This is a genomic window from Amycolatopsis minnesotensis, assembly GCF_039529815.1.
In the GTDB taxonomy this organism is placed as follows: Bacteria; Actinomycetota; Actinomycetes; order Mycobacteriales; family Pseudonocardiaceae; genus Amycolatopsis; species Amycolatopsis minnesotensis.
In genome coordinates, this window is the sequence record NZ_BAAANN010000001.1 from 238,753 (window position 1) to 251,885 (window position 13,133).

The window sequence follows — 13,133 nt, forward strand, 5'->3', positions numbered from 1 at the left end:
GGTCACGTCGAGTTGCCCGAACGGTGCGAACGGTCACTTTCTGAGACGATGGCGGCATGATTCCGGCACTCATCTGGCTGGCCGCGGGCGTCGCGTTGATGGTCGCCGAGGTGCTCTCCGGTGACCTCGTGCTGATCATGCTCGGCGTCGGCGCGCTCGCGGGCGGCGCGTCCGCCTCGATCACCGGCGAAACGGCCATCGACGTCGCGGTGTTCGCCGTGGTCTCGGTCGGGCTGCTCGTGCTCGCCAGGCCCGCGCTGAAGCGCCGGTTCCTGACCGGGCCCTCGGTCAAGACCAACACCGAGGCGCTCGTCGGCGCCGAGGCCGTCGTGACGTCCACTGTGGACCTGGACGGCGGCCAGGTGAAACTGGGTGGTGAGGTGTGGTCGGCCCGCAGCTTCAGTGAGGACCAGCGCATGGAACCCGGCGAACGGGTGACCGTGGTAGAGATATCAGGCGCCACCGCGGTCGTGTCCGCGGCACATCTTCGATAAGGGGAGCAAAGAGTTGACGACCGCAGCGATCATCGTCGTCGCGATAATCATCCTGTTCGTGATCGTCACGGTCGCGAAGGCGATCATGGTGGTGCCGCAGGCACAATCGGCGGTGATCGAACGGCTGGGCCGGTTCCGCACGGTCGCCTCGCCCGGCCTGAACTTCCTGGTGCCCTTCTTCGACAAGGTGCGCGCCAGGATCGACCTCCGCGAGCAGGTCGTCTCGTTCCCGCCGCAGCCGGTGATCACCGAGGACAACCTGACCGTGTCGATCGACACGGTGGTGTACTTCCAGGTCACCGATTCGCGCGCGGCGGTGTACGAGATCTCGAACTACATCGTCGGTGTGGAGCAGCTGACCACCACGACGCTGCGGAACGTGGTCGGTGGCATGAGCCTCGAACAGACCCTGACCTCGCGTGACTCGATCAACAGCCAGCTTCGCGGCGTGCTCGACGACGCGACCGGCCGGTGGGGGATCAGGGTGGCGCGAGTCGAGCTGAAGGCGATCGACCCGCCGCCCTCCATCCAGGACTCGATGGAGAAGCAGATGCGCGCCGACCGGGAGAAGCGCGCGATGATCCTCACCGCGGAAGGTCAGCGGGAGTCCGCGATCAAGACCGCGGAAGGCCAGAAGCAGAGCCAGATCCTCGCCGCCGAAGGTGCCAGGCAGGCGACCATTCTCGGCGCCGAGGCCGAGCGGCAGTCCAGGATCCTGCGCGCACAGGGTGAGCGGGCCGCCCGCTACCTGCAGGCGCAGGGTCAGGCGAAGGCGATCGAGAAGGTGTTCGCCGCGATCAAGGCGGGCCGCCCGACACCGGAAGTGCTGGCGTACCAGTACCTCCAGACGCTGCCGCAGATGGCGCAGGGCGACGCGAACAAGGTGTGGCTGGTCCCGAGCGACTACGGCAAGGCGCTCGAAGGGTTCGCGCGCACGCTCGGCGCACCCGGCGACGACGGCGTCTTCCGTTACGAGCCGCCCAAGGAAGAGGCCGTCGAGCGGCCGGACCTCGACGACGACGAGGTGTCCGGCTGGTTCGACACGAAGAGCGACCCGAAGGTCGCCGAGGCGGTCGCGGCCGCGGAAGCCGTGGCGCGCCAGGAAGTTCCCGGCCCGCTCGGCACGAGCCCGGCACGGACGACACCGCCGCGGCCCCTGCGCTCGGCTGAACCCGAGCCGGAGCCCGAGCCGGAAGGCGAGCCCGCGACGGAGGCTCAGGCACCGGAGCTGCCGAAGCGCCAGCCGTCCGCGCAGATCCCGCCGCACCAGCCGAGCCCGCCGCCGCACCAGGCCCCGGCTCCGCCGCCGTACCCGCAGCAACCGCAGCAGCCCCCGTACGGCGGGCAGTACGGCCAGGGTGGCGGCGCGTACCCGCAGCAGCCACCGCAGGGCCCGTCGAGCGGCCCGTTCCCGCAGCAGGGTGGCCCCCAGGGACCGCCGCGCCAGCAGTAGCACCCGTGCACGTCGAGCGGCCGGGGTCCGGACCTGTGAGGTCCGGACCCCGGCCGCTTTTTCGTGACGTGGATCACTCGAATTGGAGAACCCTGGTGGCGTTCGCGGCGTCTGGCCGGATGTGAAGAGATTCCTCAGTACATCGGCTGCGCGAGGTGAAGCCGATGACGCGGAGCTGGTGCGCCTGGTCGCCAAGGGCGATCGGGCGGCCTTCGAGGAGCTGTACCGGCGCACCAGCCCGTGGCTGACCGTGCGGTTGCGCCGCCGGTGCGCCGACGAGCAGATCGTGGCCGAGGTGCTGCAGGAGACGTTCCTCGCGGTGTGGCGAGCCGCCGACGGGTTTGCCGGTGCTTCCGTGGACGGCAGCGCGATGGGCTGGTTGTGGACCATCGCCGCACGACGGCTCATCGACGCGTTCCGGCGGCGCGCCCGCCACGCGCAGCCTCCGCCTGCCGCGGCGGTCGCGGATCTGGCACCCGCGGCCGAAGAGGAGGCGCTGGCGTCGACCGTCGGTGACGGCGTCGGCGACGCACTCGCCCGGCTGGCGCCCGAACTGCGCCAGGTGCTCCAGGCGATGGTCCTCGACGGGCTGTCCGTCCGTGAGACCGCGCTCCTGCTCGGTGTGCCGGAAGGAACGGTCAAGACGCGGGCGCGCCGTGCGCGCGCGTCGATGCGCGAAACGTTGGAAGCGCTGAAGTTCGGTGATCCGCGATCCCGGGAGGCAGCGACATGGTGAGGCACGAGATGACGGACAGAACGAACGGCGGGCACGTGTCGGAGGTGCTGATCGAGCGGTACGCGCTCGGGCAGCAGGTGTCTCCGGAAGCCGAGTGGGCGGTCGAGGCCCATCTGGAGGGGTGCGCGCTCTGCCGGGCGAAGCTCGCGGAGGTCGTGCGGTCCGATGCGCCCGCGGTCAGCGCGGTCGTGGACTCCGTGTGGTCCCGCGTGGATTCCCTTGTGGACTCCAGTGTGGACGCCGAGGTCGCAAGGAGGCCGAAGGCGTTGGGCCACAACCGGTTCGCCGCCTGGCTGAGCACTTGGGCGCCCCCGGCGATGGTGCCGTGGGTCGGGATGTCGGTATTGGTCACCGCGATCGCGTTGCTGTGCGACCTGACCGGCGCGTTCGGCTTCGACCGGCCGTCGATGCTGTTGCTGCTGTCTCCGGTGCTGCCGCTGTTCGGGGTGGCCGCGGCGTGGACGAGGGGCCTCGATCCCGCGTGGGAGCTGGTGGCGCCGACGCCGCGCTCGGGGTTGTACCTGGTGCTGCGGCGGACGTTGAGCGTGCTGGTGGTGGTGCTGCCCGCGCTGGTGGTCGCCGGGTTGATCGCGGGCACGTCACCGGCGCTCGGCCTGGTGCCGTGCCTGGCGTTCACCGCGGGCACGCTCGCGCTCGGCGGGTTCGTCGGGGTCACGCGGGCGTCGATCGCGCTGGGCGGCCTGTGGTGCCTGTTCGTGGTCGGGCCCGCGCTGGTCCGCACCCGGCTGCCCGCGGCGTTCGAACCGTGGGCGATGCCGATCTGGGGGGCGGTGGCGGTGCTGGCCGCCGCCGCCCTCGTCATGAGGGCTTCGGCCTTCACCAAGCTCACGAGTCAGCGATGACCGGGAAGGAAGACGACATGGCGCGCACGGTGAGCGCGAGCGAGGTCGCACCGACGACCTACGCGTGGGAGATCAAGGCCGAAGGGCTCGTCGTGAAGGCGGGGCGGCGGCGGGCGGTGAACGGGCTCGACCTGTCGATGGGGGTCGGCGTGCACGGCCTGCTCGGTCCGAACGGCGCGGGGAAGACCACGTTCATCAGGGCGCTGGCCACGATCGCGCGCCCGTCGGACGGAGCATTGGAGCTGTTCGGCGAGGACGTGCGGCGGGCACGGGACCTGCGCCAGGTCCGTCGCCGGATCGGGTATCTGCCGCAGCAGTTCGGTTACTACCGGCGGTTCACCGTTCGCGAGTTCGTTGAGTACCTGGCGTGGCTGAAGGAAATGCCGAAGCAGGACGTGCCGGGCGCGGTGCAGCGGGCGATCGAGCGGGTCGGGCTGGCGGACCGGGCGGACGACAAGATGAAAACGCTCTCCGGCGGCATGGTGCGTCGCGCCGGGATCGCGCAGGCGATCGTGAACGACCCGGCGGTGCTGCTGCTCGACGAGCCGACCGCGGGACTCGATCCGGCGCAGCGCATGCAGTTCCGGGAGCTGCTGCACGAACTGCGCGCGGACACCTGCGTCGTGGTGTCGACGCACCTGGTCGAGGACGTCGCGGCCGCCTGCACGGATGTCGCTTTGATCGACGAGGGGCAGCTGGTCTTCCAGGGCACGGTCGCGGATCTCGCCGCGGCGGGCACCGGATCCGACGTGGGTGACAGCGACACCGAACGGGGCTACAGCGCGCTGCTGGCGAATCATCGGAGGCCGGTGTGAAGCGCATCCTCGGTATCGAACTGCGGCGTTCGTCGGCGCTCGTGATCGGTCTGCTGTTCGTGGTCGCCTCGCTGGCGATGCTGTACCTGATGTCCGGGCCGTGGCAGAACGGCAGCGCCGAGTGGACGACCGAGTGGACGGCTTCGGCGATGTGGCAGCGGTACCTGCTGCTGTTCTCGTGGCCGTTCGTGCTCGGCGCCGGGGCGGTGCAAGGACTGCGGGACCACCGGTCGGGTGTCGGCGAGCTGATGGCGTCGGTGCCGAAGCCGCGGTGGCACCGGATCGCCGTGCTCTGCGGCGCGGTCGGGATCGGCCTCGGCTCGGGGGCGCTCGTGACGTTCCTGGTCGGCGCGGTGCAGGTGTCGTTCCACGGCGCGTACTTCTCGTTCGGCTGGCTGCCGATCCTGCTGGTCGGCCTGCTCGCGCTGGTGGCGAGCTTCTGGGCGGGCATGGCGGTCGCGTCGCTGGCGCCGTACCTGCTGACCCCGCCGCTGATGACGGCCTTCGGGTTCGCCGCGGTGATCCTGCTGCTGAGCACGCCCGGCAGCGGGACGGTGGCCGACGGGGCGGTGCCGTACCGGGTCGGGCTGCTCTCTCCCGCCATGAACGGGCCGAGTGACGCGTTCACCACGGTTGCGGCCTCGGTCGACGTCGGGCAGGCGGTGTGGTTCGCCGGGCTCGGGGCGACCGCGTTCGCCCTGCTGGCCGCCCGGTCGGTTCGGGGGCGCCTAGTCGCGTTGCTTCCGGTGCTCGTGGGCGTGGCCGTCGCGTTGCCGATCCTGCCCACCGACAAGGCGACCGCGTACCCGGTCGACGCCGATGCGGCCGCGCCGGTGTGCGCGGAAGGACTGCCGAAGGTCTGCGTCACCACCGTGGAACAGTCGCTGCTGTCCACTGTGGCCGGTCCTGGACGCGCCGCACTGGCGTTGCTCGCGAAACTGCCGGACGCGCCGACGAGCGTGCAGCAGACGACGGTGCACCAGCCGCAGGGTGGCGGTGTGCGCTACGACCCGTCGACGGTTCCGTTCGACAGCAACGACTACCTGTGGAAGCCCGTCAGCGGGCTCACACCACTGACGCCGGAGGAGCTGAAGACCTCGTTCCTGGCGGGTGCGGGAACGAGGACCTGCCTTGGTTCCCGCGAGGAGTGGGACCAGCGGTACGTCCGTGAGCGCGCGGCACGCACTGTCGCGGCGGCGTGGCTGGCGGGCCAGTACCACCCGTTGCCCGGCCGTTCGGCGCAGTACGCCAACGCCGACGTCGACCGGCTCGGTCTGTCGGCGTGGAACGCGCTTCGCGCGCTGCCGGAGCCTGAACAGCTCCGCCGGGTCATGGCGTTGCGCTCAGCCGCGTTGCGGTGCGACGGTGACCTGCTCGACGTGCTCGCCTCCGGCGGCGCGCGATGAGATTCGTGGTGCTTTATGCCCGTTCGCGGGGGATTCCCGCCGCGTTGGCCGCGGTAGTCGTCTCGGTGGCCGCGTTGATGGGGCTGGCCCGTGCCACCGACTCGATCCTCTACTTCGGACTGATCGCGATGGCGATCGCGGCGGGGGCGTGGGGATCGGGGTTCGCCGGAGAGGATCCCGAACTGGACCGCACGGCGTCGGTCCGGTGGCCGGTGTACCGGGCCGCGCACCTGCTGGTGGCCACCGCGGTGGCCGTGGGCGTGGTGCTCGCGCTGTGGTCCACAGTGGACCCACCGCTGCTGCCGCCGGGTGTGGTGTGGCGGGACCTGGCCGGGCTCGCCGGGTTGACCGCGCTCGGCGCGGTGACGATCGGCGGCAGGCTGGCGTGGGCGCCGCCGCTGGGCTGGGCCGCGATCCTGTTACTGGTGCCCCCCGATCCCACCGGCGTCTGGCCGGTGATCACCTGGCTCGCGCAGCCCGAAGGCTCCACCGCCGCGCTGATCACGGCGGTGGTGCTCGGAGTGGCCGGTTTCGCCTGCTACGCGGGCTTCGGACCGCGTCCGGCGCGGTGGTAGGTGCCCTCGTCGTCGATGTCGGCGCGCGAGCGGTCCTTCAGCAGGACACCGCAGATCACGGTGATCACGGCCGAGAGCACGATGTAGCCCGCGATCGCGTACGGCGTGCCGGTGGTGTGCAGGAGCCAGGTCGCCAGCAGCGGCGCGGGCCCACCGGCGAACACCGATGCGAGCTGGTAGCCGATCCCGGCGCCGCCGTAGCGCAGCCGCGTCGGGAAGCTCTCACCGATGAGCGCGGCCTGGGGCCCGTACTGCATGGCGTGCGGGATCATCGCGATCACGATGGCGAAGAAGATCAGCGTCTGCCCGCCGTTCTCCAGGATCGCGAAGTAGGGGAAGCCGATGAGCCCGGTGAGCACCGCGCCGGTGAGGTAGACCCGTTTGCGGCCGACCCGGTCGGAGAGCTGGGAGAACCACAGGATGGTGACGAGTTCGAGCGCGGCCGCGACGAGCACCGAGTTCAGCACGAACGTCTTGCCGATGTGGCGCTGCTCGACGACGTAGACCAGCACGTAGCTGGTGAACAGGTAGAACGGCATCTGCTCGCTGAACCGCAGGCCAGCCGAGAGCAGGATCTCGCGCCAGTGGTGCTTGACGACCTCGACGACGGGACTGGCCGAGGTGCGCTTCTCGGCGACGACCTTGGCGAACATCGGGGTTTCCAGTATCCGGAGCCGGATGACCAGCCCGACCGCGACCAGGATCAGGCTCGCCAGGAACGGCAGCCGCCAGCCCCACGAGTTGAACGCGGCGGGGGACAGGACCGCCGACAGCAGCGTCATGCCGCCGGTGCCGAGCACGAGCCCGACCGGGACGCCGATCTGGGCGAAGCTGGCGAGCAGGCCGCGTTTGCGCTGATCGCCCCATTCCATCGCGAGCAGCACCGAGCCGCTCCACTCACCGCCGATCGCGATGCCCTGGATCAGCCGCAGCGCGACGAGGATGAGGGGCGCGGCGGGGCCGATGGTCTCGGTACCCGGCAGCACGCCGACGAGTCCCGACGCGATGCCCATCGCCAGCAGCGTGACGATGAGGGTGGCCTTGCGGCCGATGCGGTCGCCCCAGTACCCAAAGATCGCCGCGCCGACGGGGCGCGCGGCGAACCCGACGGCGTAGGTGGCGAACGACTGGATGGCACCCGCGTAGCTGCTGGAGGCGGGGAAGAACAGCTGCGGGAAGATCAACGCGGCCGCGGTGTTGTAGAGGAAGAAGTCGTACCATTCGATGGTGGTGCCGATCGCGCTGGCCACCGCCGCGCGCCGGACCTGTGCCGATCGTTCCGTGTCCCTCGCCCTGAGCGCCTTGTTCGCCTCGTCGTTCCCGAGCACCATTCCCGCTACCTCCTGTGACCGCCGTCACCCGATAGGGCAAGATCTCATGCTTGCCTGGCGATCGCCAGCCCGGTGATCACGACCCACCCGAACGCCGAGCCCGGTGCTCACCATCGGCGCCCGTGACCGGATCCAGGCCGCGGCGTACCGACGCGCTCGCGGCGGGCGGCCGGTGCCCTCCGCGCGGACATCGGTGTCGGTGACCTGCTCGACGGGCTCAGGCCAGGCCGTCGACCACCGGAAGCGGCTCCGGCCGCTTCGGCGTGACGGTGTCGCCGGACGACTCGCCCCGTACCCTGCGCTTGATCCACGGCAGCGCGTGCTCGCGCGCCCACCGCAGGTCCTCCGAGCGCCGCGAGCGCGGGTCCGTCGCGGGTACCGGTGCGAGGTCGACCGGCGAGAGCGAATGCGGGGCGTCGAGCACCCGGAGCACCTCGATGGCCACCTCGGTGTGCCCGGCGGAGTTGAGGTGCAACCGGTCGGCCGACCACATCCGCCGGTCGCGCAGCTGCCGCATCGGCCACATGTCCACCAGCAGCGCGCCGTGGCTGGCCGCGATGCCCCGCACTAGCTCGTTGTAGATCGCGGTGCGTCCGCGCATCTTGCGGAACAGCGGATCCTCGACGCCGTCGACACCGGTGAACAGCACCACCGTGGCCCCGGTGGCGCGCAGTGTCGCGACCGCTTCGGCGTACCGTCCGAGCAGCGCGTCGATATCGACCTTCGGGCGCATGAGATCGTTGCCGCCCGCGTAGAGGGTGACGAGATCGGGGGTCATCGCGAGCGCCGGTTCGAGCTGCTCGTCGAGCACCTGGCCGAGAAGCCTGCCGCGGATCGCGAGGTTGGCGTAGCGGAAGTCCGGCACCTCGGCCGCGAGTTGTGCGGCCACGCGGTCGGCCCAGCCGCGGACACCGTTGGCGGCGCGCGGATCGTCGTCGCCGACGCCCTCGGTGAACGAGTCCCCCAAAGCCACTAAGCGCTTGCTCATGACCATCACTCTAGGCCGCGCGCGGCGGCCTGGTGGTGGGGTCCCCGTAGTACTCGGGAAATTTCGGGCGGATATAGCCTGATCAGCGAGAATGCGGTCAGGTAGCTACATTCAGGGCGGCGAAGTCGGCGTTGGCTTGCTCGATCGCCTCGGGGTAGGTCTCCCGCTTGGCGTGCTCGGCCAGGGCTCGGTAGATGCTGGCGATGCTCGGGTTGGCGCCCTTGCGTCTGCCGGCGGGGATGATCAGGTCCGGTTGGATGTCCTCCACTGATTCGCCGTTCGCGAGGCGGCGTAGCACGGTGTGCAGCATGTCGTCGGTGATCACCGGTGGCCTTCCGCCGTGTTTTCCTTTGCGGGCGGCGGCGTTGAGGCATTCGAGGGTTGCTTCGCGGATGTTCTCCCGGTCGGTTTCGGCCATCGCGGCGAAGAACGCGAACAGGATCCTGCCGGTGCCGGTCGGGTCGTAGATCCCGGGCAGTGGCCCGGCGAGCATTTCCAGCACGATCCCGTGCGCGGTCAGGTGATCGGCGAGCGCGGTCAACTCGGCACTATCGCGTCCTAGCCGTTTCATCTCGTTCACGGTCAGGATGACTCGGCAGCGCGGGGCGTGCGCCTTGATCTGGCGGCAGGTCTCCAGCGCGGCCTCGAATCTGGGCCAGACTCGCACGCGGGTGGAGATCTTCTCGGAGAAGATCTTGTCGCAGGGGATGCCGTGGGATGCCAGGGCGACGAGTTGGGATTGGAGTTCCTGGGTCAGGTGCGAGCAGCGGGCGTAGCCGACGCGGATGTCCGCGCTGGGTGTGTGGGCGGGGATCGGTGCCGGTGGCGGGGTGCCCGGCCACCGGCACAGCTGTCCCGGGCCCCGATCCGCCGGTGTCGCCGCTCGGGCGCTCCGCTTCAGCCGGCGGGGGTGCCGATCCTGTCGTGTTCGAGCGCGGTCAGGAGTTGCCGCAGTGTCTGCGCGGCGTCGTGCAGCCGCGCGGGGTCGAGGGCCGTCTGGATGAGCGCGCCGATGGCCCCGAACGTCTCGTCCGCTTCGTGGACGAGTTGCGTGCCGGTGTCGGTGAGTTCCAGTAGCGAGGAGCGGCGGTCGGCGGGATCGGGAACGCGCCTGACCAAGCCGCGCCCTTCGAGGCGGTCCATTCCCTTGCTGGTCGCTCCGACGCCGATGGCGAAGAAGGCCGCGAGGTCCCCGACGCGGGTGTCCGGGTGGTCCCGCAGGTAGCGCAGGAACTCGTACTGCGAGGCCGCGACCCCGTGGCTGCGGCGCATCCGGTCGTTGAGCGCGTTGTATAAGCGGGTCTCGCACCGCACCAGGTCGCTGAAGAACGTGGCCGTCGTCGCACCAGCGCGCTTATATGCCAGGGCATATGTATTATCTTCCACGGCATACAATTTACCGGCAGTGCGCTGAAGGAGAAGATTCAGTGAGCAAGGAACAGCGCGAAGCCATCGCCGCCCTGCTGGGGCAGGGCCCGCAGGGGTTCGAGCCGCAGCCCGTCGAGCAGATGCGGGAGAACTTCGCCCGCATGATGGCCCAGTTCACCGTCCCGCAGGTGCGCACCACCGGCACCGAGCTGGGCGAGCGGCCCGCGGTCCTGGTCGAGCCGGAAGGCGAGCAGCGCCCGGGCACTATCCTGTACTTCCACGGCGGGTCGTTCTCCCTCGGCTCCCCGCAGACGGCGATGGGCCTGACCGCCGGCCTCGTCACCCGCACCGGGTACAGGGCTCTGTCGCTGGACTACCGGCTCGCGCCGGAACACCCCTTCCCCGCCGCGATCGAGGACTGCCTCGCCGCCTACCGGGCGCTGCTGGACGACGGGGCCAGCGCGCAGTCCATCGCCTTCGCCGGCGACTCGGCCGGCGGCGGCCTGACCGTGACGACCACCCTCGCCGCGCGGAAGGCCGGACTGCCGGTGCCCGGCGCCATCGTCGCCTTCTCACCCGGTCTGGACCACACCCGCACCGGCGCCACCATGATGACGAAGGCCGGCATCGACCCCTTCTTCACCCCCGAGGGCATGGCCCATACCGGCGAGATGTACCTCGCCGGCCAGAACCCCCACCAGGAACTGCTCGCCCCGGCCGTCCTGGCCGATCTGACCGGCTTCCCTCCGCTGCTGCTGCAGGTCGGGACGAACGAACTGCTGCTGGACGACTCGGTGCGCCTGGCCCAGCGTGCCCGCGACGCCGAGGTCGACGTCATCCTGGACGTCACGGCCGGCGTGCCGCACGTCTTCCAGGCCTTCACCGGCCAGCTCGACGAATCCGACCAGGCCCTCGCCCGCGCCGCCCTCTTCCTCGCCCAGCGCCTCGACGCCTGAACCAGCGCCCGACCCCGGTTGCCGACGGCCAAGTGTGAAGGCACTGCCCAGCGCCGCGCGTCGGGCTGGCTGATCCACTCCGGCCCGCCGTCGTCGTCCTCGTCCAGCTCAGGCGCATCGACACCACCTGCTCCATGAACGGCAGGCCCCGCCCACCCCGCGGTCTGTTCAGAACAGGGTGTCGCGCACCTGCAGCGGCCGGTATCCGGTGGGCCCGAGCTGCGCCAGTTCGCTTTCGATGTCGACCTCGATGGCGCCGAAGAAGTTGGTGTTCTCACTGTGTGCCGGGGAGATGTGGGGCCAGGACTTCGTCGTCGATCTGCCGCCCGGCCGCGCGCATCTGCTCCACCGCGAGCCCGTAGTACTCGGTGGTCCAGGTCACCACGCCTGCTCGGTCTGCTGGTCGAGGTGGCGGGCGCGGACCATGCCCTCGTGGGCGTAGAGCAGGTCCCGCTTCAGGGCGTGCAGCGACTCACCCTTGTTCAGCTGCCGGGAGATCTTGCGCCGGTACGCCGGGTCCGACAGGTACCGGGCGGCATAGATCGTGCGGCGCAACGCCCCGTACTCCTTCAGCGCCGCCGCCAGTGCGTTCTGCCGGCTCGACGCCGAGAGCTTGCCGACCAGCAGCGAGGCGGTGGCGTGCCCGAACTTCAGCGACCCGGCCAGCCGCAGCAGCTCGTCCCAGTGCTCGGCGATCAGGTCGGTGTTGAGCTCGCGGGTCATCAGCGGCCCGGTCAACGGGAACGCCGACTCCACCTCGGACTTCGATCCGGTCCGATACCGGGTGATCTTGCCCAGATCCCGGATGCGCGGGGAAAGTTGGAGCCCGAAGTTGACCAGAGTGACCCCGTGCGTGTCCGTCGCATGCTCGGTGATGGGAATGTCGGTGGCGTTGCCGAGGATCTCGTCGAGCACGTAGTGGGCTTCGCGTTTCGTCGCCACGATGATCTTCGTGCCGTACGTGGTGTGCTGATCGGTCACGTGCGTGTCCGTCGAGAGCCCCTCATACGCGAAATACCTGCTCAGAGCCCGAGCGGTGATCGACTTGCCACGGGTGGGAAACGTGACCGTCCGAAGAGGACAAGGTGCCGGACCCGAAGACCGGTGAGCAGGTAGGCGGCAGGGTCGGAGTAGCGGCGCGAGCCGGGCACAAACACATCCCCGGTCCGCAGTCCATCGCGCAGCGCCAGCAGGGTGCACAGCTCCCAGTAATGCCGGTACGCGGTGGTGCTGCCCGACTTCGACGCCGTCTCCAGGTAGCCACGCCACCGGGCCGGGACGAACCCTGTCGGCGCGTCGCCGGGGACCTTGCGAGCACTGGTGGCGTTGAGCTCCCGCAGGCTCTCCAACGCCTCCAGCAGTCCCGCCGCCGCAGTGCGACCGCCGAACCGGACGGCGTCAAGCACCTGCGGGGTGAACTGCCGCAGATATCCGTAGGAGCCGTCCAACGCCGCGAGGTGCCCGTGATCACGCGGCAACCGAGGTTTGCCCTGCTCTCGCGCCGATCGCGGACGCGGCCAGCCGATCCGCCCTCCCCGGCTTTGCCGCGCTCGGCCAGCTCTTCTCGCATCTTGTGCGGGGCCTTGCTCTCCCGCGACGACACGGCCTGGTGGAACAGCTGCACAACCTCGTCGAGCACCTCGGTCGCCGACTGCGCCTCCAACGTCAGCAGGATCGGGTACCGCCGCTCCGGCTCACGCCGCTGCAACGCCTGTGCGGTCAACCGGCGGCTCGCCGTCGCCAGAAACCGGCGCCGCTCCGCCGGCAGCACCGCCAGATCCATGGTGTGAGCGTCCAACCCGCGCAGAAACTCCCACTTCGAGCTCTCGGCCTTCACCGCCGCGGGCGACGCCTCCACCGGCCCCTTGCCCAACCACCGCAGCCGGGTCATCCCGATCACCGAATCCACCACCAACAGGCCGTCCAACCCGGTGCGCCGCTCGTCAGTGAACTCGTGCACCAGCCGGTCGAAGGTCTCCTGCCGGGGCACCTCCCGGGCGCGCGACCCGCTCCACCACCGTCTCCGGGCCCGGCCGAATCACCTTCGCCGAGATCAGGTACTCGCACGCCAGCCGAAACAACAGCGTCGGCGAGTCGTGTTCCATCGCCCGCGCCAGCAGGAACTCGTCGAGCTCCTTCAACTCCATA

15 protein-coding genes are annotated in these 13,133 nt (G+C 70.2%); 8 read left to right on the forward strand and 7 right to left on the reverse strand.

Features of this window, described 5'->3' with window-relative positions:
- Window positions 1-56: 56 nt before the first annotated feature.
- The 7 genes from ABD256_RS00925 to ABD256_RS00955 all read left to right on the forward strand — a co-directional run bounded on the left by ABD256_RS00925 (window position 57) and on the right by ABD256_RS00955 (window position 6,342).
- The gene (locus tag ABD256_RS00925; RefSeq protein ID WP_344412251.1) at window positions 57-494 is read left to right on the forward strand and encodes an NfeD family protein; all 438 of its coding nucleotides are present in this window, start codon (window positions 57-59) and stop codon (window positions 492-494) included.
- Between the two features lie 13 nt (window positions 495-507).
- Window positions 508-1,947, forward strand: a complete 1,440-nt coding sequence (locus ABD256_RS00930; RefSeq protein WP_344412253.1) for an SPFH domain-containing protein — start codon at window positions 508-510, stop codon at window positions 1,945-1,947.
- A gap of 178 nt (window positions 1,948-2,125) precedes the next feature.
- The gene (locus tag ABD256_RS00935) at window positions 2,126-2,683 is read left to right on the forward strand and encodes an RNA polymerase sigma factor (protein WP_425546360.1); all 558 of its coding nucleotides are present in this window, start codon (window positions 2,126-2,128) and stop codon (window positions 2,681-2,683) included.
- Between the two features lie 8 nt (window positions 2,684-2,691).
- The gene (locus tag ABD256_RS00940; protein WP_344412255.1) at window positions 2,692-3,546 is read left to right on the forward strand and encodes a zf-HC2 domain-containing protein; all 855 of its coding nucleotides are present in this window, start codon (window positions 2,692-2,694) and stop codon (window positions 3,544-3,546) included.
- Window positions 3,543-4,361 carry an ABC transporter ATP-binding protein gene (locus ABD256_RS00945; RefSeq protein ID WP_344412257.1) on the forward strand — a complete coding sequence of 273 codons (819 nt, stop codon included), beginning with the start codon at window positions 3,543-3,545 and terminating at the stop codon, window positions 4,359-4,361. Before ABD256_RS00940 ends, ABD256_RS00945 begins: the two co-directional genes overlap by 4 nt.
- A complete protein-coding gene (locus ABD256_RS00950; RefSeq protein WP_344412259.1) occupies window positions 4,358-5,767 on the forward strand; it encodes a hypothetical protein in 1,410 nt (469 codons plus the stop codon). The genes ABD256_RS00945 and ABD256_RS00950 overlap by 4 nt, the downstream gene beginning before the upstream one ends.
- Window positions 5,768-5,811: 44 nt before the next feature.
- Entirely contained in the window at window positions 5,812-6,342 is a 531-nt protein-coding gene (locus tag ABD256_RS00955) for a hypothetical protein (RefSeq protein WP_344412261.1), read from the forward strand.
- Here the strand turns inward: ABD256_RS00955 and ABD256_RS00960 are convergent.
- The 4 genes from ABD256_RS00960 to ABD256_RS00975 all read right to left on the reverse strand — a co-directional run bounded on the left by ABD256_RS00960 (window position 6,306) and on the right by ABD256_RS00975 (window position 10,047).
- Entirely contained in the window at window positions 6,306-7,673 is a 1,368-nt protein-coding gene (locus tag ABD256_RS00960) for an MFS transporter (RefSeq protein WP_344412263.1), read from the reverse strand. The two genes, ABD256_RS00955 and ABD256_RS00960, sit on opposite strands and share 37 nt — an antisense overlap.
- Before the next feature lie 217 nt (window positions 7,674-7,890).
- A complete protein-coding gene (locus tag ABD256_RS00965) occupies window positions 7,891-8,661 on the reverse strand; it encodes an SGNH/GDSL hydrolase family protein (protein WP_344412265.1) in 771 nt (256 codons plus the stop codon).
- 97 nt (window positions 8,662-8,758) lie between these two features.
- Complete coding sequence (locus tag ABD256_RS00970; protein WP_344412661.1) at window positions 8,759-9,562, reverse strand: recombinase family protein; 804 nt, start codon at window positions 9,560-9,562, stop codon at window positions 8,759-8,761.
- A complete protein-coding gene (locus ABD256_RS00975) occupies window positions 9,559-10,047 on the reverse strand; it encodes a MarR family winged helix-turn-helix transcriptional regulator (protein ID WP_344412267.1) in 489 nt (162 codons plus the stop codon). Before ABD256_RS00975 ends, ABD256_RS00970 begins: the two co-directional genes overlap by 4 nt.
- 41 nt (window positions 10,048-10,088) lie before the next feature.
- Here ABD256_RS00975 and ABD256_RS00980 point away from each other — a divergent pair, with 41 nt between their 5' ends.
- Window positions 10,089-10,985, forward strand: a complete 897-nt coding sequence (locus tag ABD256_RS00980; protein ID WP_344412269.1) for an alpha/beta hydrolase — start codon at window positions 10,089-10,091, stop codon at window positions 10,983-10,985.
- A gap of 378 nt (window positions 10,986-11,363) precedes the next feature.
- Here the strand turns inward: ABD256_RS00980 and ABD256_RS00985 are convergent, their stop codons facing one another.
- The 3 genes from ABD256_RS00985 to ABD256_RS00995 all read right to left on the reverse strand — a co-directional run bounded on the left by ABD256_RS00985 (window position 11,364) and on the right by ABD256_RS00995 (window position 13,126).
- Window positions 11,364-12,026, reverse strand: coding sequence for a Tn3 family transposase (locus ABD256_RS00985; RefSeq protein WP_344412664.1), 663 nt, complete (start codon window positions 12,024-12,026; stop codon window positions 11,364-11,366).
- On the reverse strand, window positions 12,008-12,463 hold the full coding sequence (locus tag ABD256_RS00990; protein ID WP_344412676.1) for a hypothetical protein: 456 nt from the start codon (window positions 12,461-12,463) through the stop codon (window positions 12,008-12,010). The genes ABD256_RS00985 and ABD256_RS00990 overlap by 19 nt, the downstream gene beginning before the upstream one ends.
- A 465-nt stretch (window positions 12,464-12,928) precedes the next feature.
- Complete coding sequence (locus tag ABD256_RS00995; protein WP_344412271.1) at window positions 12,929-13,126, reverse strand: DUF4158 domain-containing protein; 198 nt, start codon at window positions 13,124-13,126, stop codon at window positions 12,929-12,931.
- Between the last annotated feature and the right edge of the window lie 7 nt (window positions 13,127-13,133).

Coding starts and splice junctions, on each gene's coding strand:
- ABD256_RS00960 (WP_344412263.1), bottom strand. CDS start 7,673: ATGGTGCTCGGGAACGACGAGGCGAACAAGGCGCTCAGGGCGAGGGAC.
- ABD256_RS00945 (WP_344412257.1), top strand. CDS start 3,543: ATGACCGGGAAGGAAGACGACATGGCGCGCACGGTGAGCGCGAGCGAG.
- ABD256_RS00940 (WP_344412255.1), top strand. CDS start 2,692: ATGACGGACAGAACGAACGGCGGGCACGTGTCGGAGGTGCTGATCGAG.
- ABD256_RS00925 (WP_344412251.1), top strand. CDS start 57: ATGATTCCGGCACTCATCTGGCTGGCCGCGGGCGTCGCGTTGATGGTC.
- ABD256_RS00965 (WP_344412265.1), bottom strand. CDS start 8,661: ATGAGCAAGCGCTTAGTGGCTTTGGGGGACTCGTTCACCGAGGGCGTC.